The organism is Streptomyces sp. NRRL F-2580, assembly GCF_000720115.1.
GTDB lineage: Bacteria > Actinomycetota > Actinomycetes > Streptomycetales > Streptomycetaceae > Streptomyces.
In genome coordinates, this window is the sequence record NZ_JOIR01000047.1 from 1 (window position 1) to 22,099 (window position 22,099).

Below are 22,099 nucleotides of genomic sequence, written 5' to 3' on the forward strand. Positions count from 1 at the left end.
AGAAGACGGCATACGAGATTCCTCTACGTCTCGTGGGCTCGGAGATGTGTATAAGAGACAGCTCCCGGCCCGCACCGCGGTACCAGCCGGCGTACTGACCGAACGCCTCCGAGAACCGCGCCCCGGGGGAGGCCTCCAACTGCCCCCACAGCCGCCCGCTGTCGTACCAGTGGTCCACCGCCAGCAGCGAGACCTGCCGCCGCACCACCGCATCCGGACCGTCCGGGCCCCCGACCAGCTCCAGCGCCCCGGACAGGTCCACCTCCCCCCTCGGCAGCGGCAACCCCAGCTCCCGCGCCACCGTCCCCACGAGCTCCCGCGCGGTCACCGGCTCGGGATGGCCCGCGTGCAGCACCCCGCCGACACCCCCCTCCCGTACGGCCAACTCGGCGATCGCACCGGCCAGCGCGTCCACCGACACCAGGGACATCCGGGCCCGCCCGCCCTCCACCCAGTGCGGCAACCGCGCCAGCAACCGCACCAGCGACGGCACCACCCAACGGTCCCCCCTCCCGTACACCAGATGGGGCCGCACCACCGCCCCGCCCGCCGCCAGCACCATCCGCTCACCGACGAGCCGGGTCACACTGGTCACCGACCCCGGCTCCTCGGCGAGCTCCCCCTCCATCGCACCCCGGTGCGCGCCCTCCCGGTACACCGCCGCCGTCCCCAGCTGCACGATCCGCCGCACCCCGGCCCGCTCCGCCTCCGCCAACAGCGCCCGCGTGCCCTCCACGTTGACGGCCCGGCACTCCTCGGCCGTGCCCCCGATCCGCGCGGCGAGATGCAGCACGCAGTCCACGCCCTCGCACAGCCCGCGCAGCGACCCCGACCGCACCAGGTCTCCCCGCACGCCCTCCACCCCTGACGGCACATCAGAGCGGTGCGCCAACGCCCGTACTCCCACGCCCTCCTTCACGAGCCGCTCCACCACCGCGGAACCGACGAATCCGGCCGCTCCGGTCACCAGCACAACGCTTCTTCTCATCACACCCCCCATCCCATCGTGTTACGGTCGCGCCGTGACGGGGGAGAGCGGCAATTCTCTGATGGCAGGCAGATCGGCGCTGATCACGGGCGCGAGCGCGGGCATCGGCGCGGCCGCCGCACGCGTCTTCTGCCGCGAAGGCGCCTCGGTGACCCTGGTGGCCCGTCGCGAGCCCCAACTCGCCGCCCTCACACAGGAACTGCGCGCCGCCGGCCACCAGGCCCAGTACGTGGTCGCCGACGTCTCCCGCACCGAGGACGTGGCCCGCGCCGTCGACGCGGCCGTCGCCGCCTACGGCCGCCTCGACGCCGCCTTCAACAACGCGGGCGTCGGCGCGACCCCGCAGCCGATGCACCTGCTGGACGAAGACGCCTACGACACCGTGATGGACACCAACGTCCGCGGCGTCTGGAACTGCATGCGCCACGAAATCCGCGCCATGCTGGCGGGCGGCGGCGGCTCCATCGTGAACAACAGCAGCACCGCCGGCCTCGTCGCCACGCCGGTCACGGCGACGTACATCGCCTCCAAACACGCCGTCCTCGGTTTCACCAAGGCCGCGGCCTGCGAGTACGCCACCCACGGCATCCGCATCAACGCCATCGCCCCGGGCTCCACCCGCAGCGAGATGATCGACAACTGGCTCCAGCAGAACCCGGCGATGGAAGAAGTCCTCCTCCAGTCGGCCCCCCTGCCGCGCATCGCGGACCCGACGGAAATCGCCGAGGCGGCCGCCTGGCTCTGCAGCGACCGCGCGTCCTTCGTCCTGGGCACGACCCTCTCGGTGGACGGCGGCTGGACGACCCGCTGAGCCCGACACCCCCCTTTCCCCTCACCCCCCTTTCCCCTCCACCCCCTTTCCCCGTCGCACCGAACCCCGTCCCGGCGGGGGCCTGTCACATTCGGCGGGCCTGATCGGTCCCCGCTCCAGGGGGCGACCGACGAAAGGGACGCTGATGAAGACTCTGCTCGTATGCACGTCCGTATCCCACGGCAACACCCGCCGCATGGCGCAGGCGATGGCCCAGGTCCTCGACGCCCGCGTGGTCACACCACAGGAAGCGACGGCCGTCGAGCCGGCGGACTACGACCTGGTGGGTTTCGGCTCCGGCATCTTCTCCCAGCGCATGCACCCGGACCTGCTCGGGTACGTCCGCACGCTGCCGGCCTCATCGGGGCGGGCCTTCGTCTTCGCCACCAGCGGCCTGCCGGAACTGCCGTTCGCGCCGTTCACCCGCCCGCTGGTACGCCTCCTCCAAGCCAGGGGCTTTCACATCGAGCCCACCTTCACCTGCCGCGCCTTCGACACGTGGGCGCCGTTCAAGCCCCTCGGCGGCATCAACAAACACCGCCCCAACGCGGCCGACCTGACCGCCGCCCGCGCGTTCGCCCGACGACTCGCCAACGGCTCCACCACCGCACCCTGACCGGCCGCGGACACGCGGGAACGACGGAGAGGGGGTGTACCTGGATACACCCCCTTCGGCAGCCACGTACAAGGACGGACCGCACTCCCACCGGCAGAGTCGCAGGCGGGGCGTGACAGCCGCGCCCCGGCGACCGACGGGGGAGACCGGGCAGCATGCCGGACCACAAGCACAACCAGAACCAGAAGCAGAACCAGGGGCCGGGGGGAGTGCAGCGCAGCGGATGGGCGGCGCAGGCCGGGGCGTTCCTCGCCGTCGCCTTCATCGCGGCGGGAACATGCGGAGCCCTCCAGCCCGCGAGCGGGATACCGCCCGAGGTGGTGCAACTGACCCAGCTCGGCCCCGCCCTCGCCGTGGCGGCCGTGGCACTGCTGTGGCCCGCCCGGACCAAGGACCTGCTCGCGGGAGCCCTGCCCGCCCGCGGCAGCCGCCCCGCAGGCCGCGCACCGCGGACAGCGGCCACCGGCCGGTCCGCCCTCCTGCCCCACCTGCCCCTCCTGCTCACCCCCGCCCTGATCATCGCCCTGTCCGCAGGCGGCATCCTGCTCACCTCCGGCACGCTCCCCGTCCCCGCCCCCCGGGCCCTGGCACACCCCCTGGCCCTGCTCGTGGCCGCCCAGCTCCTCGGCGCCTGCGCCGAGGAGATCGGCTGGCGCTGCTACCTCCAGCCGCTGCTGCGCACCCGCTTCGGCCCGGTCACCGCCTCCGTCCTGGTCGGAACCCTCTGGGGCCTGTGGCACGTACCCGTCCTCGCACGGGAGCCGGCGTACGCGGCCGGATTCCTGACGGCCACCGTCGCGATGTCCGTGATCCTCGGCCTGGCCCTGGAACGCGTACGGCACAACCGGCTGCTCCTCGCGGGCGGCTTCCACACCCTGGTCAACCTCGGCATGCTGTTCGTGACGGACGAGACGTCCCCGGCGGCCGCGCCGATGGTGGTCCTCGGCGCCGCCTGCCTGGCCGCAGCCCTCCCGTGGCTCGCCGCCGCCCGCCGCGCGGCGACCGCGCCGGATAAGATCACCGCCACAACAGCGCCCGGAACGCGCTGACATGACGGAACCACAGGTGGGCATGGCACAGGCAGACATACGCCCCGGCAGCCGGGGCGCGCTCGCCGCCCTCGGCCGCTGCCAGCTGCTCTCGCTCGCCGCGCTCGCCGTATGCGGGGCCGGCAGCCTCGTGGTCGGGGCGCTGCTGCTCCTGCCCGTCGGCATCGGCTTCCTCCTGCTCCCGTCCGCCGCGGCGGTCCTGCGCCGCATGTCCGATCGCTACCGCGCCTGGGCCGCCCGCTGGACGGGCACCGTGATCAGCCCGCCGCGGTCGCTCCCGCCCCGCCCGGCCGCACCCGCGAGCACCGCCGGCCGCCATCGGCAGGCCCGCGCACTCCTCGGCGACGACGGGTTCTGGCACGACCTGCGCTGGGCCTGGGCGGAGCCGTGGACGGGCGCACTGCTCGCCGCGGTGCCGCTGGCCCTCGCCGAGTACGGCCTCTTCGGCGCGGCCGTACAGCCCTTCGTCTGGCAGCTCCTGGGCGACGGCAATTGGTACGCCTTCATCCTGGTCGACTCCACCCCCGCGATGCTCGCCGCGCTCCTGCTCGGCCTCGGATTCACCTTCGCCGGGATCCGGCTGGCCCCTGCCACCCTGCGGCTGCACGCACGCTGGAGCGGGCGACTGCTGGCCGCCCCGCACACCACCGAACTCGCCCGCCGCATCGAACACCTCGCAGGCTCCCGCGCCGACGTCCTCGACGTCCAGGCCGCCGAACTACGGCGCATCGAGCGCGACCTGCACGACGGGGCACAGGCCCGCCTCGTCGCCCTGGGCATGACCCTGGACGAAGCCACCCGGCTCCTCGACCGCGACCTCCCGGCCGCCCGCGCACTCCTGCGCGACGTACGGGCCACCTCCGAGCGGGCACTCCAGGACCTCCGCAAACTCGTCCACGGCGTCCTGCCCCCCGTCCTCGCCGACCGCGGCCTCGGCGACGCGGTGCGCTCCCTGGCCCTCGACAGCCACCTCGACGTGCACGTCGAGGCCACCCTGCCCGGCCGGCTCCCCGCCCCCGTGGAGTCCGCCGGCTACTTCGCCGTCGCCGAACTCCTCGCCAACGCCGCCAAGCACTCCGGCGCCCCCGAGGTCCGCATCCGCCTGCACCACACCGACGGCGTCCTGCGCGTCACCGTCACCGACGACGGCCGCGGCGGCGCCGACCCCGACGGCAGCGGACTGCGAGGCGTACGGCGCCGACTGGACCCCTTCGACGGAACCCTCGTCCTGCACAGCCCGCTGGGCGGCCCGACCACCGCGACCTTGGAGATACCGTGCGCGTCGTCCTCGCCGAAGACCTCTTCCTCCTCCGGGACGGACTGACACGCACCCTGCGGGAACACGGCTTCGAGGTGGTCGCCGCGGTCGACAACGGCCCCGCCCTGCTCAACACCGTCCTCGCAGAAGAACCGGACGTGGCCGTGGTCGACATCCGCCTGCCACCCACCTTCACCGACGAAGGCCTCCAAGCCGCCCTGGAAGCACGCCGATCACGACCCGCCCTGCCCGTCCTCGTCCTGTCCCAGTACGTCGACCAGCTCTACGCACACGAACTCCTCGCCGGAGGCCAAGGCGCGATCGGCTACCTCCTCAAGGACCGGATCACCCGCACCACCCAGTTCATCGACGCGGTACGCACCGTCGCCACCGGCGGTACGGTCATGGACCCCCAGGTCATCGCACGCCTGCTGGCCCGCAGCGACGCCCGCGGCACCACCGCGCAACTCACACCGCGCGAACTGGACGTCCTGGCCCTGATGGCCGAGGGACGCTCCAACACCGCCATCGCGCAATCCCTGTTCATCAGCGAGAGCGCGGTCGCCAAACACACCGCCGCCATCTTCACCAAGCTCCGCATCGAACCCTCCGCGGACGACAACCGCCGCGTCCTGGCCGTCCTGGCCTACCTGAAGCGCTAGAGCGGCGCGGCTACGGCTTGAGCTGGAAGTACGCCGTACCGCGCGCGGCGGTAGCCCAGGGACTCGTTCACCATCCGCATGGGGACGTTCTCGTCCGCCACCGTGGTGGCATGCGGCGCAGCGCCGGGTACCGGACGGCGGCCTGGGCCGCCGTGTGCAGCTTCACGGCGCGGCCAGGCCCCGGCCGCGGTGGCGGGGGTGACCACCGTGTCGTACTGGAGCGTGCGCGTGCCGCAGGGATCCGGGAGGACCAGTTCCGTGGAGGCCCCCACATCCCCCTCCGGGCTCAGCGCCGCGACCGTGGTCAGCTCTCCGCCTCGGTCCAGGACCAACTGCTGCACCACGTGCAGCCGCCGCGCGATGCGCCGGCCTCAGTCGTCGCGGTCCCATCGCAGAGCGGCGAACGTGGCAGGGAACGCGATGAGCGCCCAGATGGCCACCGTCATGCCCGCGGCCACCCAGGCGTCCCACATCGTGAGGCAGAAGAACGACACGGCGAGAGGGACCACCACCACGCACAGGATCTTCGCCATGCCGAAGCCGCCCCGCGGCGTGACGGGACGGCCGGTGGCACGGCAGCGGGCCCGGCGGCCACTGCCGAACGCGGCGATGAAGGCCACCCCCGTCATCCACACGCCGACCAGCGTGATCCCCACGTACATGGTGGCCTCGTCCGGCAGCCCCGGCAGCGTCTCGCTGACCCCGCCCTGACGGACGGAGACCTGCACGTCCCGCCAGGTGACGACCTCCACCTCTTCACCGGGCTCGACGAGCCGCGACAGTTCGCCATCGGGATCGAGGTGGAACGGCCGATCGGCGGGAGCCGGAACGGGGCCCAGCAACCGCACCTGGAAGACGGTCGCCTTCTTCGCGCCGCTCTTGGCGGGCTGAGCGGACAGCACGGTGGCACGGGTCGTGCGCAGACAGGGGTCCGTCCCCCGCTCCGCCGCCGCCCCGGCACACGGCCGGGCCCCCAGGAACGACTCCTCGTAGGCGATCTGCCCCGGGACCAGGCTGCCCCCCGCGACGGAGAGCGCCGCCAGCACCACCCCCAGCAGCGACCAGCCCACCGCCTCCCACCACTCGCTCCGGGCCCGGGCCCGGTCCCCCGCCTCCGTCGTGTCCAGAGCCATGCCGTCATCCCCCTTGAGCCATGGGCCAGTTCCCCACCCCCCTGCCCGAACGTCCGGGCCCGGCACGCGCCCGCGGCCGGCCCGTCGAGGCGGGCGGGCGGGAACGCGCCCTGATCCATACGGACGGCGGACGAGACACGACGGTTCCCCGCAGGCCACCAGCGGCCCCAGCGGCCCCAGCGATCTCAGATGGGGACAGCCGCCGCTACGACTCTCCGGCTGCCGCAGGGAGGTTGTGCCACGCGTGTCCGCAGGCGCCCTTGCCGTACGTCTCCCTGCGGCGGGTATCGGCGACGGCGAACACGGAGACGAGCACCCGGAAGGCTTTCACGTGCTCGTCGGCCGGGAGGCCGGAGGACCCGCTGCGGGGCGGGTCCATGCAGATCATCACCGCAGGATTGGCCGTGGGCTTCACCCCGGACCGCGCCACCCCGGCGCGGCCGTCCGCGGCCGTGATGTGAGCCTGCATCGCGTACCCGCCGACCTCCCGCAACACCTGCCGCCGGTCCGCGGAGCAGAGGCCGGAGAACCAGGCGGCACCCTCGTCCAACGTGCGGAGCTCCTGGGCCACTTCGTTGACGACCCGCTCGGTCTCGCGCCAGAGGCCGGCGCCGTCCTCACTGCTCGTTCCGGTCATCTGCTGATCGTCCCACGCCGCCGCGCACCGCCGTGGGCGCCGCCCTCCACGGCGGTCCCGGGCCCGGCCCCGGTGGGGGAGTAGGCGCACCGGGCGAGGGCCAAGGCGGGACGGGCTCTCGCAGCCTCTCGGGCGAAATCCCCGCCCGTACGGGCCCGTATCCCATGACCGCGCGACGCCGACGGCGTTGGGGCGGGCAGTACCCACCACACCGCCGCCCGCGCCGCGGCGACCGCAGCCCTGACCATCGCCGTCGCGCTTGCCTGCGCTCCCGCCGCCCAGGCCGCAGAGCGTCCCGGCGGCGGCACCGGCGCCCTGGCCGGCCCCCTCAGCCTGGACAACCTCTTGTCGCTCGGCTTCCTCGCACCGACGGTCCAGGACGCGAAGCAGCAGATCCTCGGCCTCACCTCCGGACTGTCGCCGGCCAAGACGGGTGAAGCCGATCTGGGCCGCCTGCTGAAGTAGCCTCCGCGCCCGGCGGCCATCAGCCGCCCGGAGCAGGCCCGGAGCAGGCCCGGAGCAGGCCCGGAGCAGGCCCGGAGCAGGCCCGGAGCAGGCCCGGAACGGGCACTGCCGTCGGTGATGTTGGATGGCGGCATGGTCAGAGGCAAGAAGGAGAAGAAGCAGCGGCCCGCCTTCGGTCTTCCGAAGGGGCTCGTCCTCTTGGCGACGCCGGAGGGCTGGCGCACGAGCGTTCTCACCGCGGAGGGCGGCATGCTCTGCGGGCGCCTGAGCGTGCCGGCCCGCACCGACCCGCACGACGCGCGGGCCGCGGCGGCGATCATGGTGACGGAACTCGCGCGCGACGTCCACGACACCGACGTGGACGTGCACTGGGATCCACCCCGGGAGCCCTGGTCGTGGACCGCCCAAGTCGCTCTCACCGCCCGCTCCGAGAACGAACCCGCCCCGCCGGAGACCGAAGGCCGCACACCGGGCTGACCGGCGGCCGACGCCGGGTCAGGGCGCGCCCGGCACCACGCGCGCGTTGTCGACGTACAGACACAGCGCGCCGTCCTCGGGGCACCTCAAGCCGACCGAGATGCCCCGTACCGCCCCGTCCTGCGCGAACGCGAGCGCGACCGCCACCTGGAACACGGCGTGCCCTGCGGGGCAGTGGGGGAGGTCCGACGGTTCGAAGCCGGGGCCCGGCGAGGCGGGCGGCAGCGGCGCCCCGGACGGTTCGAGCGTCCACGGGTACGCGTCGGGGCACATGTCCCCGTCCGCGATGCCGACCGGTATGCAGCAACCCACGCAGAAGCACTCGCCCTTGGCGACTTCGAACTCGTCCGCCCCGGCACCGCACAGCACGCACTCGGCGACCAGAGCCTCCACGCGCCCGCCCGGCTCCGCACGGGCGGCACCGCGCACCATGCGCAGGACGTCCCCGGGCCCCGCGGAGGGCTTCCCCGCCGCCCCGTACGTCCACAGCGCCTCATGATCCATGGTGCGGATCCTCGCACGCGGCCCCGCACGCCACGCGCCCGCGTCAGGAGGACGGCCGTTGTCAGTGGCGGGCGCGAGGATGCGGGCACAGCGCCGAACCGGCCACCGTCCGAGGGGTTTTCCATGTCTTTTTCCGTTTCCGGGCCCGCAGCCGACACCGCGGCGGCCGCCCCGTTTCCCACCGGCTGGTGCGCCACCGACCTGGGACGCTTCCGGCCCTGCGCCTCCACCTACGACGTGTACCCCTTGGAGAGCCTGCCGCCGCTGGACGCCGTACGACCCGACGACAGGTTCGACTGGCTCGGCGGGGCGGACGGGCCGCGATCGGAACACGAGGAGCACCTCGCGGCCCTGGCACGCGACCTGGCCGAGGCCGGGCTGGCCCTCCCCGAGGGCTTCGCCGCCTTCTACGCCGACGAGCGCCTCCACCGCGCCTTCGACGAGGTCTCGGTGACCGCGTGCTGGAGCCACCTCTCCGGCCCGCTGCGCAGCCCGGTGGAGGAAGGCGCCCGCCTCGTCCGGTTCCTGCGGGACCAGCAGGACTGCGTCATCTGGTACCTGTACCTGCGCCCCTGCGGCGAGGCGTTCGTGGTCTTCTCGCACGTGGAACTGGAGTCCGCCGGCTGGTGGGCGGACGGGGAACCGGCCGAGGAGGTCCGGGCCGCGGTGGCCGCTTCGCTGATGCGGTGCGCCGACACCTTCGAGGAATTCGCGTACCGCTTCGTCGTGGAGAACGAGCTGTGGATGCGGGTGAACTCCACCGGCGCCGACGGCCCGCTCCCGGCCCGCCTCCAGTCGTACGCCGACCACTACACACCCGCCGGGTAGGGGGCGCGCCCGCGCCCGGCGGCGTCGGCACTGCGCCAACCCGGCAACGGTTCGCGGACGTGTCCCCGTGAACACCGGTGGACGGGCCGATTCCGACGTACGGTCGAGCAACCGGCCGAGCCCTGCCGCCGGCACCGCACACCTGGCCGGGGTCGGCTCCTCGACGCCACGACAGGAACGGGAGCAGCCGATGCCTCTCTACGCCCAGACCCCAGCGCGGCGCAACCGCCAGATCCTCGCGGACCTGATCGCCGTGGTCCTGATCGCCGCCGCGGTGTGGTTCGCCCTGGCCGTCCACGACGCGATCATGCTGCTGGCCGAGCCGGGACGGAAGGTGGAGAGCTCCGGCAGGAGCCTCGCCACCGCCCTCGGCGACGCCGGTGACACGGCCTCGGACGTGCCGCTGGTCGGCGACCTCCTGAAGAAACCGTTCCGGTCCGCGGCCGACGCCGGCACCGGGATCGCCGACGCCGGACAGTCGCTCCAGGACACCGTCAGCCAGTTGGCGACCCTGGCCGCGGTCGCCCTCATCGTCGTCCCCGTGGCGTTCGTACTCCTGCTGTGGCTTCCCCTGCGCCTGCGCTGGATCCGTCGCAGCGCCTCCGTCCGGCGTCTCCTGGACGCACCCGGCGGCGCCGACCTGCTCGCGCTGCGCGCCCTCACCGGACCGCCGGGCGACCTCCTGGCGATCCCCGCCCCGCCGGGCGGCCTCGCGGACGCCTGGCGCCGCGGCGACCAGCAGGTCGTCGCGGCTCTGTCCGGGATCGCACTCAGGCGAGCGGGCCTGCGGCCCTGACGGGCGCGCCGGCCGAGCCCGCCGCCGCCCGGCCCGGAGCGTTCCGGTGGGGACACGGACACGCCCCGGACCGGGGCCGTTCAGTGACGGGCGGTCGCCGGCGGCTCCGCGCTGGCGATCCGTGACCACACCCAGGCGCCCGCCGCCGTCACGGCCGCGGTCAGGAGGAGTTCGGCCCAGCAGTGCGGGCCGGCCAGTACGCGTTACGAGGGCCAGGACGAGCACGGACAGGGCCGTCGTGGCGGCCTTGGCCGCCCACCGGAGCGCGGTGCTCATACGAGCCCGCTTCAGGGCGAACGGCACCCGTCGAGCGGCTGGTTCCTCCCGCCACGCGGCGGGCCCGCACCAGCCGTCGGGGGCCGGCGGCCGCAACCTCAGCCGTGCGAGGCCCCGGCCGCCTCGACCACCTCCAGGCCCTCGCGGCGCATCCGTTCACCGCCCCAGGCACCGAGCGCCCCGAGCGCCTGGTTGAGCGTGCGCCCGTCCTCGGTCAGGGAGTACTCCACCCGCGGCGGCACCTCGGCGTAGACCTTCCGGTGCACGAGTCCGTCCTCCTCCATCTCACGCAGGTGCTGGGTCAGCATCTTCTCGCTCACTCCGGGCAGACCCCGACGGAGCTCGGCGAAGCGGCGTACGCCATGGGCGTCGAGCTCCCAGAGGATCAGTCCCTTCCACTTGCCGCTCACCACATCGAGCGCGGCGTCGATGCCGCAGATGTAAGGCCCACGCCTCGGCGCCTTGGACATCACTGCTCCCCCTTACTAAAAGGTAAGTACCCCAGAAAATAGTGGGTACTTCCGAGACTAGAGGCGCTCTCCGAGCATGGAGGGGTGAACGAACAACAGCACCACACCACCAGCCGGAACAGCGCCGTCACCGTCATCGGGCTCGGCCCGATGGGCCAGGCGATCACCCGCACACTCCTCACCGCCGGCCACCGCGTCACCGTCTGGAACCGCACCGCCGGCCGGGCCGCCGGCGTCGTCGCCGACGGGGCGACGCTCGCGGCGACACCGGGCGAGGCGGTCGAAGCCAGTGAACTCGTGATCCTCAGCCTCACCGACTACCAGGCGATGTACGACATCCTCGACAGCACCACCGCCTCACTCGCCGGCCGGACGCTGGTCAACCTGAGCTCGGACACGCCCGACCGCACCCGCAAGGCGGCGACATGGGCGGCGGGCCACCAGGCCGCCTTCCTCACCGGCGGCGTCATGGTCCCGGCGCCGATGGTCGGCACGGAGGCGGCCCACGTCTACTACAGCGGCCCCGGGAAGGTGATGGAGCATCACCAGGCGGCCCTGGCACGGGTCGGCCTGCCGAAGTACCTGGGCGAGGACCCCGGCCTCGCCCAGATGATGTACCAAGCCCAGCTCGCGGTGTTCCTCACCACCCTGTCCGCGCTGATGCACGCCACCGCGATGCTGGGCACCGCAGGAATGAAGGCTGTGGAAGCGCTGCCGGAGCTGCTCGCCTCCGCCGACTCGATCGGCGCCATCCTGCGGGCCGGAGAGGAGACCCCCGGCGCCGCGCTGGACGCCGGCGAGCATCCCGGCGACCTCAGCACGGTCACCATGATGGGCGCGACGGCCGACCACATCGTCGAGACCAGCGCGGCACTCGGCCTCCACCTCGCTCTCCCGCTGGCCGTGCAGGCCCACTACCGGCACGCGATCGAGAACGGCCACGGCGGCGACAACTGGACCCGCATCATCGACGGCATCCGAAGCACCCGAAGCGTCCGAGAGCCGCACTGACCGCGGGCCGACCGTCCCGCCGCTCGCTCGCGCCCGCGATGCCGTCAGGGTGACGGCGCTGCTTTCCCCGGGTGGTGACCTGCGGAAAGGGCGGGCCGGGGTGGATGGACAGGTCGGAGACCGGCGCGGTGATCCGGGTGATGGTGGTCGACGACGAGGCTCTCGTCCGGTCCGGGGTCACGATGATGCCCAACGCGTCGGCGGACATCGAGGCGGTGGCGGCCACCGACGGCCGACGGGCCCCGCCCACCCCGCGGTGACCGTCACCCACCGTCCTGGACGCCTGGTTCCGGACCGTACAGGTCCCGCCAGGACGGGAACAGGCCGCCCGGACCGTCGAAACCCTCCGCGGCCCGCACCGCGTTGACCACGGCCCGGCACACGGCGTCCGCCGCCGCCCCCAGCACCTCGTTGAACTCCGCCATCCCGGCCAACGGGTGCGCGCCCAACGCGAGCCCGAAGACGGTGTCCCCGTCGTTCATCAAGTGCACGGGACGGATCGCCCGGGCCAGCCCGTCATGGGCCGTGCCGGCCATCTTCTGCACCTGGGCCCGCGTGAGGTCGGCGTTCGTCGCCACCACGGCGAGGGTGGTGTTCATCACCGCCGCCGACCCGTCCTCCGCGGGAGCGCCGCGCCGCGACCGCGTCGTGGCACGGGCCTCGTCCAAGGCCCGCCGCGCCCGCTCGTGCACTTCCGGCCGCGGCCACACATCGCGCCGGCCCGCATAGAACTCCCCGTACAGCGCACCCGACCCGGGATCGACGACCGACCCGGCCGCGTTCACCACCACCAGGGCCCCCACCACCGCCCCGCCCTCCAGGCACACACTGGCCGACCCGACCCCGCCGCGCAGACCGCCCGCCACCGCACCCGTCCCCGCCCCGACCGACCCCTGCGCCACCGCGGCACCCGCCGCCGCGGCCGAGGCCGCCTCCACCGCGCGCCGGCCCAACGCCGGCCCCGGGCGGAGCCCGAAGTCCCCGCCCCGCCCCAGGTCCAGCAGCGCGGCCGCCGGCACCACGGGAACCACCTGCCCCGCCACCGGCCCCACCGGCACGCCCCGGCCCCGCTCCTCCAGCCACTCCATGACGCCGTGCACCGCGGCGAGCCCGTACGCACTGCCACCGGTCAGCACGACCGCGTCCACCCGCTCGACCAGAGCCCGCGGGTCCAGCGCGTCCGTCTCGTGCGTCCCCGGACCCCCACCGCGCACGTCAACCGCCGCGACCGCCCCGCCCGGCGGAACCAGGACCACCGTCGTTCCCGACAGAGCCCCCTCACCCGTCAGCGCGGCATGCCCCACGCGCACACCCGCCACGTCCGTTATCGCATCGACCCGATCCACGTTCCCCGCCCCCGATCGCACCATCACCCGCCGCGGCCGCCCCACGCGCCGCCGCCGCTCACCCCCGTCACCCTCTCACCCCACCACCGCCACCGCCCGCCCCGCGCGCCGAACCGGACGCCTCTGCGGCGGAGTTGAGCCAGTCCCGGCGGCTGCGCCCGGGGTGCCTGGTGAGGGCGACAGCCGCTATGTAATGTCACATCGCATGATGTTCTTACGTCGTGCGGCATCGGCCGCCGCCCTCCTCGTCACCGTCCTGCCCATGGCGGTCGCCTCGCCCGCCCACGCGACCGACGGCGCCACCGCCTGCCGCCCCCCGGCCTCCGTACCGCTCGACGCCGAACAGGCACGGCTCGCGGACGCCCGCACCACCGCCCTGGTCGAACGAGCCGGGCTCGCGGACTTCGTACGGCGCCTTCCCGCCGCCCTGTGCACGACGCGCGGCCCCGCCGAAGCCGAACGCCTCCTCCGGTCCTGGGGCGAGGCCCTGTGGCAGGCCTCCGTACGGCGGGCCCAGGAACAGCGGCCCGGCGGCGACCTCGCCCCCGCAGACGACCGGCCCCTGTACTGGGCACGGCTCGCCATGACCGCCGAACTCGCCCGCTGGCAGCCGAGGTTCACCGTCGACCGGGCGGCGCTCCGCGCCCGCTTCGAGGACGCCTCCCGCGGCCTCACCGACAATGCCTTCCAGGCCGCACCCGGCGTACGCCGCCTCTTCATCAGCGGCTTCGACCCCTTCGGACTCGACGCGGAGATCCGCCGCGCCAACCCGTCCGGATCGGCCGCCCTCCAGCTCAACGGCCGCCGCGTGACCCTCGCCGACGGCAGCCCCGCCGAGATCCGCGCCGTCGTCCTGCCCGTGCGCTACGCCGACTTCGACGCCGGCCTGGTGGAGCGGGCCTTCGCCCCGCGCCTGGCCGCCGGCCCCGCCTCGGCCGACATCATCACCACCGTCAGCCAGGGCTACCCCGGCATCTTCACCCTGGAGGACTGGGCCGGGCGGGCCCGGTCCGCCGACCCCTACCCCGACAACGCACGCGCCCTCTCCGGCGGCACCCGCGAACGCCCGGTGACCGCCCCCGGCCTCGGCCCGGGCCCGGAGTTCATCCGCACCACCCTCCCCGCCGACGCCGTGACCGCCGCCGTGCAGAGCCCCTACCCCGTCCTCCTCAACCCCGACGTCACCGAGATCCCGGCGGGCGCCACGGCCCCCGTGGACCGGACCGACGGCCCCACACCCGGCTCGCGCGCCGTCGCGGGCGGCGGAGGCGGCTACCTGTCCAACGAGGTCGCCTACCGCTCCAACCGGCTGCGCACCGAACTCGCCCCGCACCTGCCCGGCGGCCACCTCCACACCCCCGTGCTCACCGGCCTGCCGGCCGACCCCCAGCAGCTGACCGGCCCCGAGTTCGAACGCAACGAGAGCGCGATCACCGCCGAGGTCCGCGCGGTCCTCGAACACGCCGCCGTACGACGCTAGGCCCTCTCTTCCGCATCTCGCCCGACCCGCCCCGCCTGCGGTGCGTCACCCCCCATGGGGCAGGATGGCAGCCCGTTCCGGACGCGTACACACGCCCGAACGCGGCTTACAGCACGACGAACTGACAGGTGACAAGGTGACGACACACCTCATACGACGCCCGGCGGCGCCCGCCGCCACGCCCCCGGGCCGGGGACGCGCAGCGGAGGAGGTCCGTTGAACCGGGATCTCGTCCTCCACGACTGGCTGGTCGCCGGCATCGCGCTGGCGGCCGGCGCCGCCGCCGGACTGCTGCTGCGCGCCCTCCTGCGGTGGCTGGGCCGGCACGCCGAGCGGACCCGGTGGAAGGGCGACGACGTCATCGTCGACGCACTGCGCACCATCGCCCCCGGCGCCGCGCTCATCGCCGGCGCCGCGGTCGCCGCCACGACCCTGCCGCTCACCGCCCGGGTCTCGGGGTTCGTGAACCAGTCCCTGACCGCGCTGCTCATCCTCATCGCCACCCGCAGCACGGCGCGGGTCGTCGCCGGCCTCGTCCAGTCCGTGGCCGGGACCCGCACCGGGGTGGCCGCGTCGGCGTCCATCTTCGTCAACATCACCCGGATCGTGGTCCTCGTGATGGGCGTCCTCGTCGCCCTGGAGACCCTCGGCGTGTCCATCGCGCCCCTGGTCACCGCCCTCGGAGTGGGCGGTCTGGCGGTGGCCCTGGCACTCCAGGACACCCTCGCCAACCTCTTCGCCGGGGTGCACATCCTCGCCTCGAAGACCGTGCAGCCCGGCGACTACATCCGGCTCACCAGCGGCGAGGAGGGGTACGTCGTCGACATCAACTGGCGCAACACCGTGGTGCGCAACCTGTCGAACAACCTGGTCATCATCCCCAACGGGCGTCTCGCCCGGACGAACATGACCAACTTCACCCAGCCGGAACAGCAGTTCTCGATCCTGGTCCAGGTGGGAGTCGGCTACGACAGCGACCTGGAGCACGTCGAGCGGGTGACCCTCGACGTCGTCGACAGCGTGATGGCCGACATCAACGGCGCCGTCCCCGACCACGAAGGAGCCGTCCGCTTCCACACGTTCGCGGACTCCCGCATCAACTTCACCGTGATCCTGGGCGTCGGCGAGTTCAGCGACCAGTACCGGATCAAGCACGAGTTCATCAAGCGCCTGCACCGGCGCTTCCGTACGGAGGGCATCTCCATCCCCGCCCCGACCCGCACGGTCGCCCTGCGACACGACGAGCACCCCGCCTCGTCCCCGCACGCACCCGTGCCCCACCAGCGCGGGGCGTCACCCTCGACCGCCACGGAACGCACGGACCTCACGGAACTCACGGACAGCGGCCGCTAGGTCGACGGAGGACGTGGTCACCGCGAGCCGGCCGGGTCCGGCTTCGCCACCGACAGCGGCTCGGCGATGTCCTCCAGCGAACGGCGCTCGGCCTTGACCGCGAGGAAAGCCGCCACGAGGCCGGCGGCGCACATCAGCGCGGCGCCGATCCGGAAGGCGAGCGCCGTGTCGCCGACCACGCCCGACGAGGTGAGGTCGGCGAAGATCAGCGGGCCGCTGATGCCGCCGGCCGCGGTGCCGAGCGCGTAGAAGAAGGCGATGGCCATGGCCCGGGTCTCCATGGGGAAGACCTCCGAGACGGTCAGGTACGCACTGGAGGCACCCGCCGACGCGAAGAACAGCACCACGCACCAGCAGGCCGTCATGGTCGTCGCCGTGAGCGACCCCTGGTCGAACAGCCACGCCGTGCCGAACAGGAGCACACCCGAGAGCAGGTAGGTCGAGGAGATCATGATCCGGCGCCCGACCGTGTCGAACAGCTTGCCGAGCAGCAGGGGCCCCAGGAAGTTGCCCGCGGCGATGACGGCGAAGTAGTAGCCCGTGCTGCCCGTCGGCACGTCGAAGAACGTCGTCAGGATGGTGCCGAAGCCGAAGGTGACGGCGTTGTAGAGGAACGCCTGGCCGATGAAGAGCGCCAGGCCCAGGACCGCGCGGCGCGGGTAGCGGCCGAAGACCGTCCTGGCGATCAGGCCGAAGCCGACGCTCTTGCGCTGGTGGATGGTGATCTCACCGGTCGGCGGCGGGAGGGGTTCGCCCTTCTCCCGCTCGATCCGCTCCTCCACCGATGACACCAGCTCCTCGGCGTCCTCTTCCCTGCCGTGGATGAACTGCCAGCGCGGACTCTCCGGAACGTGCCGGCGTACGAGCAGGACGGCCAGGCCGAGGACGACACCGAGGGCGAAACTGAGCCGCCAGCCCAGGTTCTCGGGGAAGATGTCGGTGTCGAGCATCACGACGGACAGCAGGGCGCCGCCGATCGCGCCCAGCCAGTAGCTGCCGTTGATGATGAGGTCGACCCGGCCCCGGTAGAGGGACGGGATCAGCTCGTCGATCGCCGAGTTGATGGCCGCGTACTCGCCGCCGATGCCGAAGCCGGTGAGGAAGCGGAACAGGAAGAACCACCACGACTCGAACGACAGCGCGGTCATCGCCGTCGCGCCCAGGTAGACGACCAAGGTCACCATGAAGAGCCGCTTGCGGCCGTAGCGGTCCGTCAGCCAGCCGAAGAAGAGCGCCCCCAAGCAGGCGCCCGCCACGTAGAGGGCGGCGGCGACGCCGGTGACCTGGGCGGCGGTGATGTCGAGACCGCTGCCTTCCTCGGCGAGGCGCCCGGCGACGTTGCCGACGATGGTGACCTCGAGTCCGTCGAGGATCCAGACGGTGCCGAGGCCGATCACGATCATCCAGTGCCACCGGGACCACGGCAGGCGGTCGAGGCGGGCCGGCACGGCCGTGGTGACGGTGCCGGTGGTGGCCGGCACGGCCACCGGCGACGAGTCGGATGCCATGGCTTCCTGTTCCCTCCTTCTCGAACGCCCCCCTGCCCTGCCGGGTTCCCACGAACCGGTCGGACATGCGGCCGCGATCACCGCCGGCCGCCCGTGGCCGCCTCCCAGCTTGCGCGCACGGCGCGGACACACCCGCCGCGACACACCCGCCGCGACACACCCGGCGCGGCCCGAACGGTCCCGGCGGGACGTTTCCGCAGCTGTGACGGCCGGTCACCACCCACGTACACGGGCGTCGTTGTCAGTGCCGGCGGTTACGTTCGCAGTGTTGCAAGGGCCTTTCCCGACAGGAGCGGACGATGACCGAGAGCAGTGTTCAGCCCACGCTGAGGGTGGTGCTGACCGACGTGAACGAGCGCGTGGTGGAGGCATGGCGGGCGGCGTTCGCGGACACCCCCGGCATCGAGATCCGCCGGGGCTCGATCCTCGAAGAGGACGTCGACGCCTGGGTCACCCCGACGAACTCCCGGGGCCGGATGGACGGCGGGGTCGACGCCGCCGTCAAGCGTCACCTCGGATCCGGCATCCAGGTACGCGTGCAGCGCGCGATCCGCGATCGGTTCGCCGGAGCCCTCCCGGTGGGCAGCGCGGTCTGCGTCCCGTCGGGGGCGACCACCCCCCGGTACCTGATCTCGACGCCGACCATGGTCCAGTCCTCGCAGAACGTGAGCGCCACACTGAACGTGGCCCTGGCATGCGCCGCCGCGTTCCAGGCCGTCCACCGGCAGAACCGGCAGAAGCCGGGCAGCATCCGCTCCGTGGCCCTGGTCGGGATGGGCGCACAGACCGGCAGGGTCCCGGCCAGGGTCTGCGCCAACCTCATGTGGACCGGCTACACCCTCTTCCACGACCACTGGTTCGAGGACGACGACGAGCTGCGCGCCACCATCGTCACGCAGCTGAACGGCATCGAGAACGCCCCCGCCGAGGAACGGGTGCGCATCGTGGTGCCGAAGGCCGCCCAGCCCGCCCCCGCCGGCCACCCCGCCGGCCACGTCCCCGCCCCGACCACGACGAACGAGAGCCCCTCTGCCATGACGGACGCGAACGACCCCCTGGCTCTCACCGAACTCTTCGACGGCGGCGGCGAGCCCTGGCTCCCGCTCCTGAAGCCGGTCATCGAGGGGCTGCCGGACGCCCCCCGCTTCATCGGGAAGGGCCGCAGCCCCGAGGTCGTCCCGGTGCGTGAGCTGACCTTCCAGGCCCTCAAGCCCCACCCGCCGCACAAATGGAAGGTCGTCGCCTTCGGCCAGAACCCCTACCCGCGGGCGGAGAGCGCGACCGGCATCGCCATGTTCGACAACACCTTCAGCGACTGGAAGGACAGCCAGTTCGGCAGGGTCGTCAGCATCCGCTGCCTCATCAAGGCGGCGGCGATGTGGAAGTACGGCATAGCCAAGAAGACGCCCATCGCCGACGTGCGCGCGCTGCTCAAGGAGCAGGACACCGTCCAGCCGCCCGAGTGGTTCCAGGCGATGCTCACGCAGGGCGTCCTGTTGCTGAACGCCTCCCTCACCGCCAGCGGCGACGGAGCGATGGGCGCCGACCAGCACACGGCGTTCTGGCGGCCCGTCGCCGAACGGATCGTCGAGGAGATCCTCAAGGCCAAGCAGGACGCCGACGAGGAGGACCGCGGGATCGTCTTCGCCTGGTGGGGGGCGCACGCCCGCAACCTGAAGCGGGTCGTCCTGCGGCTCCAGGAGAAGTACCCGGACGTCGAGGTCCGGCACATCGACCACGCGAACCCGGCGGCGCAGGGCGACATCTTCTGCGAGGGCGACCACTTCGCCCTGGTGAACGAGGCCCTCACGTCACTGGGCGCCGACGTGATCGACTGGCTGCCCAGCAAGGGATGGAACGCGGGGACGGCCGGCGCCGACGGGGCGGTCGCGGCACGCATGGGCGCCTTCATCGAGTCGACCATGAACCTGCACCAGCTGTACCTGGAGCGCCTCACCAGCGTCAAGGACGAGGGCCTGGTCCTCCCCGCGATCACCGGCGTCTTCGACACCCCGCTGATGGACTTCCAGGACGCCGTCGCACCGGTCGCCCGGACGCTGTCCGGGCTCGCCGGACACATCGACCGCTCACGCGACTTCGGCAAGCGCCGGGCGGACGAGATGTCCGCCAGCCTGTCCGCCGACGCGATCGCCGCGCTCTACCTCTACACCTGCGAGTCCGCCTTCTACCGCGAGATCAACGCCGTCCTGCGCTCCCCGGACCGCAGCCGGGTCACGCCCTACCTGCCGTACCTGCGCCTGCTGTTCTCGGCGGTCTCGGGGCTGCCCGCGCACACGCAGCCGCTGTGGCGCGGTGTGTCGCTGGACCTGCGGGCGCAGTACCCGGTGGGCCGGACGGTCACCTGGTGGGGCGTCTCCTCGTGCACCTCGCAGCTGAACGTGGCGCGGTCCTTCCTGGGCAGCCGCGGCAAGCGGACGCTCTTCGAGGTGACGCCCGCCAAGGCGGTCGGGATCCGGAGCTTCTCCGCCTTCACGGGGGAGGAGGAGTACATCCTCACACCGGGCACGCAGCTCAAGGTGACGGACGTGAAGAGCGAGCGCAGCGGCCTGTACACGGTCAAGCTGACCGAAGTGGACGCCGCCCCCGTGGTGTCCTGACCCGCTCGGCCGGCCGGGCACCTGCTGGGGCAGGTCGGGCTGCCTCCTCCCACACGAAGGAGGACTGCACCACGGCCCGCCGACAACGGGCCCCGGCCGGGCGCCCGGCCCGGCCTTCCGCCACCCGCCGTGCGGCATTCGGGTACGTGCGCGTGGCCTGCTTGACCGCTCGGGCCGCCGGACGCAGAGTCGGAACGCGGTGTCGTGACAGCGCCGCCCGACCCCGTCTCCGGTCCACCCGTCCGAAGGCGGCAGACGGCCTGGCCTCCGGGAGTGACTGCGCTGATGGTCCTCGACCTGGTCGTGATCGGTACGGCCATCACCCTGGGGCCCCTGCACAACAGCGCCTTCATCCTGCTGCTCTCCTCACAGCGAGGCGTCCGCAAAGGCATGGCGTTCCTGCTGTCGTGGCTCGCCAACCTGGTCGTGGTCATCGCGTGCGTGGTGCTGTTGACCGGCGGCGAACCCCCGGCCCGCCACAGCGCGCCGTCGACCGGCGCGGCGAGTGCGAAACTCGCCATCGGCCTGGGGATGGTGCTGTACGCGGCGCACCGGCGCCGTCGGCCGCCCCGTCCGCACGGCCCGCCGCGCTGGACCGCCCGGGTGGACGGCGCCTCACTGGTGACGGCCGCCGGGCTGGCCTGGCTGCTGCAGCCCTGGGCGCTGGTCGGCGCCGGCGCGGCCACGGTCGTCGCCGCGGACCTCTCCTCCCTCACCGACTGGCTGGCACTGACCGGCTACTGCCTGCTGGCCACGCTCGGCCTCATCGTCATGGAGATGTACACGGTCTGGGCACCGGCCGCCGCGGGCGCCCGGTTGGACGCCCTGCGCACGTGGCTTGCGCAGCACCAGGAGCAGCTGATCGTCACGCTCTCCCTGCTCGTCGGCCTGTGGCTGGCGGCCCGGGGCATCTATGAGCTGGTCGCCTGACGCGTACTGATCCGCCCGACGGGCCGAGCCTCACCACCGTGCCCCGGCCCCGGCTGCCCGCCCCGATAAACGCTCGGGGAATTCACCGAAATCAAGCCGGTCGGCGCAATTTCCGCGCCCCGTACGGGAAATGCGGCCGCTTACGCTCCGGCGGGGCTCGAGCGACCCCGGGGAATACTGGGGAGCGGCCGAAACCTCGGCCGGAACACCCCCGTGGCCGGATTTCATCGGCGGCAACGTGACGAAGTAGAACCGGACTTGCCCAGGTAGCGCGCGGAAGCCCCGCACGCTTGCCGTCGTCCGGACGACCTCGCAATGCTTTCCGAACGATCCTGCCGACTGAAGTCCAGTGCACCCTCGGCTTTCCGCTTCCACACCCCGGGAGACTTATATGTCCGACACCGCACGTACCCCCGAATTCGAACTCCACGACCTGGAGCTCGATCTCGGAGACCTCACCGTCACCTCGATGCGGGACACCTCCGCACTGCCCGAGGGCGGGGCGTCCTGGGGCTCCTGCTCCTGCCAGGGATCGTCGTCCTGCGCCCAGCCGCAGTACTCCGTCGCCCTCGAGGCCTGACCCCGCCAACGAGAGGAAACCCCATGACCGACCGCACGCAGTCCTCCGGTTTCGACCTCGACGAACTCGACCTCGGTGAACTCACCGTGACCTCCATGCGGGACACGGTCGCGCTGCCCGAGGGCGGCGCGTCCAACGGCGGCAGCTCCTGTTCCTGCGGCTCGTCCTCCTGCGCCCACCCGCAGATGCCCGAACTCCCCGTGTAAGGGGTACGGGCGCGCCACCGCACGACGGCACCACCACACGACCGCACGACCGCACGACGGCACGACCGCACGACCGCACGACCGCATGACGGCACGA

Annotated in this window: 24 protein-coding genes; 16 read left to right on the forward strand and 8 right to left on the reverse strand. The window is 72.9% G+C overall.

Annotated features, from left to right (window positions below; translation table 11 throughout):
- On the reverse strand, positions 1-988 hold a 988-nt coding region (locus tag IF88_RS0134595; protein ID WP_107050695.1), incomplete at its 3' end, for an NAD-dependent epimerase/dehydratase family protein.
- Between the two features lie 61 nt (positions 989-1,049).
- Between IF88_RS0134595 and IF88_RS0134600 the strand changes: the two genes are divergently transcribed.
- The 5 genes from IF88_RS0134600 to IF88_RS0134620 all read left to right on the forward strand — a co-directional run bounded on the left by IF88_RS0134600 (position 1,050) and on the right by IF88_RS0134620 (position 5,384).
- Positions 1,050-1,799: an SDR family NAD(P)-dependent oxidoreductase gene (locus IF88_RS0134600; RefSeq protein WP_030721848.1), complete on the forward strand. Its 750-nt coding sequence runs from the start codon at positions 1,050-1,052 to the stop codon at positions 1,797-1,799.
- Between the two features lie 145 nt (positions 1,800-1,944).
- Positions 1,945-2,415 carry a flavodoxin family protein gene (locus IF88_RS0134605; protein WP_030721852.1) on the forward strand — a complete coding sequence of 157 codons (471 nt, stop codon included), beginning with the start codon at positions 1,945-1,947 and terminating at the stop codon, positions 2,413-2,415.
- 155 nt (positions 2,416-2,570) lie between these two features.
- Positions 2,571-3,464 (forward strand): CPBP family intramembrane glutamic endopeptidase, encoded by an 894-nt coding sequence (locus tag IF88_RS0134610; RefSeq protein ID WP_078893324.1) that lies wholly within the window; start codon positions 2,571-2,573, stop codon positions 3,462-3,464.
- A 22-nt stretch (positions 3,465-3,486) separates the two neighbouring features.
- Complete coding sequence (locus tag IF88_RS0134615; RefSeq protein ID WP_107050696.1) at positions 3,487-4,788, forward strand: sensor histidine kinase; 1,302 nt, start codon at positions 3,487-3,489, stop codon at positions 4,786-4,788.
- Positions 4,740-5,384 carry a response regulator gene (locus IF88_RS0134620; protein ID WP_030721859.1) on the forward strand — a complete coding sequence of 215 codons (645 nt, stop codon included), beginning with the start codon at positions 4,740-4,742 and terminating at the stop codon, positions 5,382-5,384. The genes IF88_RS0134615 and IF88_RS0134620 overlap by 49 nt, the downstream gene beginning before the upstream one ends.
- Here the strand turns inward: IF88_RS0134620 and IF88_RS0134625 are convergent.
- From IF88_RS0134625 to IF88_RS0134635, 3 genes are all read right to left on the reverse strand, one after another.
- Complete coding sequence (locus tag IF88_RS0134625) at positions 5,381-5,728, reverse strand: hypothetical protein (RefSeq protein ID WP_030721862.1); 348 nt, start codon at positions 5,726-5,728, stop codon at positions 5,381-5,383. The two genes, IF88_RS0134620 and IF88_RS0134625, sit on opposite strands and share 4 nt — an antisense overlap.
- Before the next feature lie 27 nt (positions 5,729-5,755).
- Positions 5,756-6,517, reverse strand: a complete 762-nt coding sequence (locus IF88_RS0134630) for a hypothetical protein (protein WP_030721865.1) — start codon at positions 6,515-6,517, stop codon at positions 5,756-5,758.
- Between the two features lie 205 nt (positions 6,518-6,722).
- On the reverse strand, positions 6,723-7,154 hold the full coding sequence (locus IF88_RS0134635) for a DUF5958 family protein (protein ID WP_051838073.1): 432 nt from the start codon (positions 7,152-7,154) through the stop codon (positions 6,723-6,725).
- 597 nt (positions 7,155-7,751) lie between these two features.
- Here IF88_RS0134635 and IF88_RS0134645 point away from each other — a divergent pair.
- Positions 7,752-8,096: a hypothetical protein gene (locus IF88_RS0134645; RefSeq protein ID WP_030721869.1), complete on the forward strand. Its 345-nt coding sequence runs from the start codon at positions 7,752-7,754 to the stop codon at positions 8,094-8,096.
- A gap of 18 nt (positions 8,097-8,114) precedes the next feature.
- On the opposite strand, the gene IF88_RS42575 is transcribed toward IF88_RS0134645, so the two are convergent.
- A complete protein-coding gene (locus tag IF88_RS42575) occupies positions 8,115-8,600 on the reverse strand; it encodes a hypothetical protein (RefSeq protein ID WP_030721871.1) in 486 nt (161 codons plus the stop codon).
- A gap of 123 nt (positions 8,601-8,723) precedes the next feature.
- Between IF88_RS42575 and IF88_RS0134655 the strand changes: the two genes are divergently transcribed.
- Positions 8,724-9,428 carry a hypothetical protein gene (locus IF88_RS0134655; RefSeq protein ID WP_030721873.1) on the forward strand — a complete coding sequence of 235 codons (705 nt, stop codon included), beginning with the start codon at positions 8,724-8,726 and terminating at the stop codon, positions 9,426-9,428.
- Positions 9,429-9,618: 190 nt separating this feature from the next.
- Positions 9,619-10,224 carry a hypothetical protein gene (locus IF88_RS0134660; protein WP_030721875.1) on the forward strand — a complete coding sequence of 202 codons (606 nt, stop codon included), beginning with the start codon at positions 9,619-9,621 and terminating at the stop codon, positions 10,222-10,224.
- 374 nt (positions 10,225-10,598) lie between these two features.
- On the opposite strand, the gene IF88_RS0134665 is transcribed toward IF88_RS0134660, so the two are convergent.
- The gene (locus tag IF88_RS0134665) at positions 10,599-10,970 is read right to left on the reverse strand and encodes a winged helix-turn-helix transcriptional regulator (RefSeq protein ID WP_030721877.1); all 372 of its coding nucleotides are present in this window, start codon (positions 10,968-10,970) and stop codon (positions 10,599-10,601) included.
- Between the two features lie 84 nt (positions 10,971-11,054).
- Between IF88_RS0134665 and IF88_RS0134670 the strand changes: the two genes are divergently transcribed.
- On the forward strand, positions 11,055-11,981 hold the full coding sequence (locus tag IF88_RS0134670; protein ID WP_030721893.1) for an NAD(P)-dependent oxidoreductase: 927 nt from the start codon (positions 11,055-11,057) through the stop codon (positions 11,979-11,981).
- 104 nt (positions 11,982-12,085) lie between these two features.
- Entirely contained in the window at positions 12,086-12,241 is a 156-nt protein-coding gene (locus tag IF88_RS47470; protein WP_199808181.1) for a hypothetical protein, read from the forward strand.
- 3 nt (positions 12,242-12,244) lie between these two features.
- On the opposite strand, the gene IF88_RS0134680 is transcribed toward IF88_RS47470, so the two are convergent.
- Complete coding sequence (locus tag IF88_RS0134680; RefSeq protein ID WP_030721905.1) at positions 12,245-13,351, reverse strand: P1 family peptidase; 1,107 nt, start codon at positions 13,349-13,351, stop codon at positions 12,245-12,247.
- A 181-nt stretch (positions 13,352-13,532) separates the two neighbouring features.
- On the opposite strand from IF88_RS0134680, the gene IF88_RS46930 reads away from it, so the two are divergent.
- A complete protein-coding gene (locus IF88_RS46930) occupies positions 13,533-14,807 on the forward strand; it encodes a hypothetical protein (protein WP_030721907.1) in 1,275 nt (424 codons plus the stop codon).
- Between the two features lie 216 nt (positions 14,808-15,023).
- Entirely contained in the window at positions 15,024-16,160 is a 1,137-nt protein-coding gene (locus tag IF88_RS0134690; protein ID WP_051838074.1) for a mechanosensitive ion channel family protein, read from the forward strand.
- Positions 16,161-16,177: 17 nt separating this feature from the next.
- Here IF88_RS0134690 and IF88_RS0134695 read toward each other — a convergent pair whose 3' ends face one another.
- Complete coding sequence (locus tag IF88_RS0134695) at positions 16,178-17,668, reverse strand: MFS transporter (protein WP_030721911.1); 1,491 nt, start codon at positions 17,666-17,668, stop codon at positions 16,178-16,180.
- A gap of 299 nt (positions 17,669-17,967) precedes the next feature.
- Between IF88_RS0134695 and IF88_RS0134705 the strand changes: the two genes are divergently transcribed.
- The 4 genes from IF88_RS0134705 (at position 17,968) to IF88_RS0134720 (ending at position 22,002) form a co-directional block, all read left to right on the forward strand.
- Positions 17,968-20,286, forward strand: a complete 2,319-nt coding sequence (locus IF88_RS0134705; protein WP_234323804.1) for an ADP-ribosyltransferase domain-containing protein — start codon at positions 17,968-17,970, stop codon at positions 20,284-20,286.
- 285 nt (positions 20,287-20,571) lie between these two features.
- The gene (locus IF88_RS0134710) at positions 20,572-21,216 is read left to right on the forward strand and encodes a GAP family protein (RefSeq protein WP_030721913.1); all 645 of its coding nucleotides are present in this window, start codon (positions 20,572-20,574) and stop codon (positions 21,214-21,216) included.
- 391 nt (positions 21,217-21,607) lie between these two features.
- Entirely contained in the window at positions 21,608-21,796 is a 189-nt protein-coding gene (locus tag IF88_RS0134715) for a thiazolylpeptide-type bacteriocin (protein ID WP_030721916.1), read from the forward strand.
- 23 nt (positions 21,797-21,819) lie between these two features.
- Positions 21,820-22,002, forward strand: coding sequence for a thiazolylpeptide-type bacteriocin (locus tag IF88_RS0134720; protein WP_030721918.1), 183 nt, complete (start codon positions 21,820-21,822; stop codon positions 22,000-22,002).
- The last annotated feature ends 97 nt before the right edge of the window (positions 22,003-22,099 follow it).

Excerpts from the sequence above, each read along its gene's own strand:
- IF88_RS0134600 (WP_030721848.1), top strand. The coding sequence starts at position 1,050 with ATGGCAGGCAGATCGGCGCTGATCACGGGCGCGAGCGCGGGCATCGGC.
- IF88_RS0134605 (WP_030721852.1), top strand. The coding sequence starts at position 1,945 with ATGAAGACTCTGCTCGTATGCACGTCCGTATCCCACGGCAACACCCGC.
- IF88_RS0134610 (WP_078893324.1), top strand. The coding sequence starts at position 2,571 with ATGCCGGACCACAAGCACAACCAGAACCAGAAGCAGAACCAGGGGCCG.
- IF88_RS0134615 (WP_107050696.1), top strand. The coding sequence starts at position 3,487 with ATGGCACAGGCAGACATACGCCCCGGCAGCCGGGGCGCGCTCGCCGCC.
- IF88_RS0134630 (WP_030721865.1), bottom strand. The coding sequence starts at position 6,517 with ATGGCTCTGGACACGACGGAGGCGGGGGACCGGGCCCGGGCCCGGAGC.
- IF88_RS0134635 (WP_051838073.1), bottom strand. The coding sequence starts at position 7,154 with ATGACCGGAACGAGCAGTGAGGACGGCGCCGGCCTCTGGCGCGAGACC.
- IF88_RS0134645 (WP_030721869.1), top strand. The coding sequence starts at position 7,752 with ATGGTCAGAGGCAAGAAGGAGAAGAAGCAGCGGCCCGCCTTCGGTCTT.
- IF88_RS42575 (WP_030721871.1), bottom strand. The coding sequence starts at position 8,600 with ATGGATCATGAGGCGCTGTGGACGTACGGGGCGGCGGGGAAGCCCTCC.
- IF88_RS0134655 (WP_030721873.1), top strand. The coding sequence starts at position 8,724 with ATGTCTTTTTCCGTTTCCGGGCCCGCAGCCGACACCGCGGCGGCCGCC.
- IF88_RS0134660 (WP_030721875.1), top strand. The coding sequence starts at position 9,619 with ATGCCTCTCTACGCCCAGACCCCAGCGCGGCGCAACCGCCAGATCCTC.
- IF88_RS0134665 (WP_030721877.1), bottom strand. The coding sequence starts at position 10,970 with ATGTCCAAGGCGCCGAGGCGTGGGCCTTACATCTGCGGCATCGACGCC.
- IF88_RS47470 (WP_199808181.1), top strand. The coding sequence starts at position 12,086 with ATGGACAGGTCGGAGACCGGCGCGGTGATCCGGGTGATGGTGGTCGAC.
- IF88_RS0134680 (WP_030721905.1), bottom strand. The coding sequence starts at position 13,351 with ATGGTGCGATCGGGGGCGGGGAACGTGGATCGGGTCGATGCGATAACG.
- IF88_RS46930 (WP_030721907.1), top strand. The coding sequence starts at position 13,533 with ATGATGTTCTTACGTCGTGCGGCATCGGCCGCCGCCCTCCTCGTCACC.
- IF88_RS0134695 (WP_030721911.1), bottom strand. The coding sequence starts at position 17,668 with ATGGCATCCGACTCGTCGCCGGTGGCCGTGCCGGCCACCACCGGCACC.
- IF88_RS0134705 (WP_234323804.1), top strand. The coding sequence starts at position 17,968 with ATGACCGAGAGCAGTGTTCAGCCCACGCTGAGGGTGGTGCTGACCGAC.
- IF88_RS0134710 (WP_030721913.1), top strand. The coding sequence starts at position 20,572 with ATGGTCCTCGACCTGGTCGTGATCGGTACGGCCATCACCCTGGGGCCC.
- IF88_RS0134715 (WP_030721916.1), top strand. The coding sequence starts at position 21,608 with ATGTCCGACACCGCACGTACCCCCGAATTCGAACTCCACGACCTGGAG.
- IF88_RS0134720 (WP_030721918.1), top strand. The coding sequence starts at position 21,820 with ATGACCGACCGCACGCAGTCCTCCGGTTTCGACCTCGACGAACTCGAC.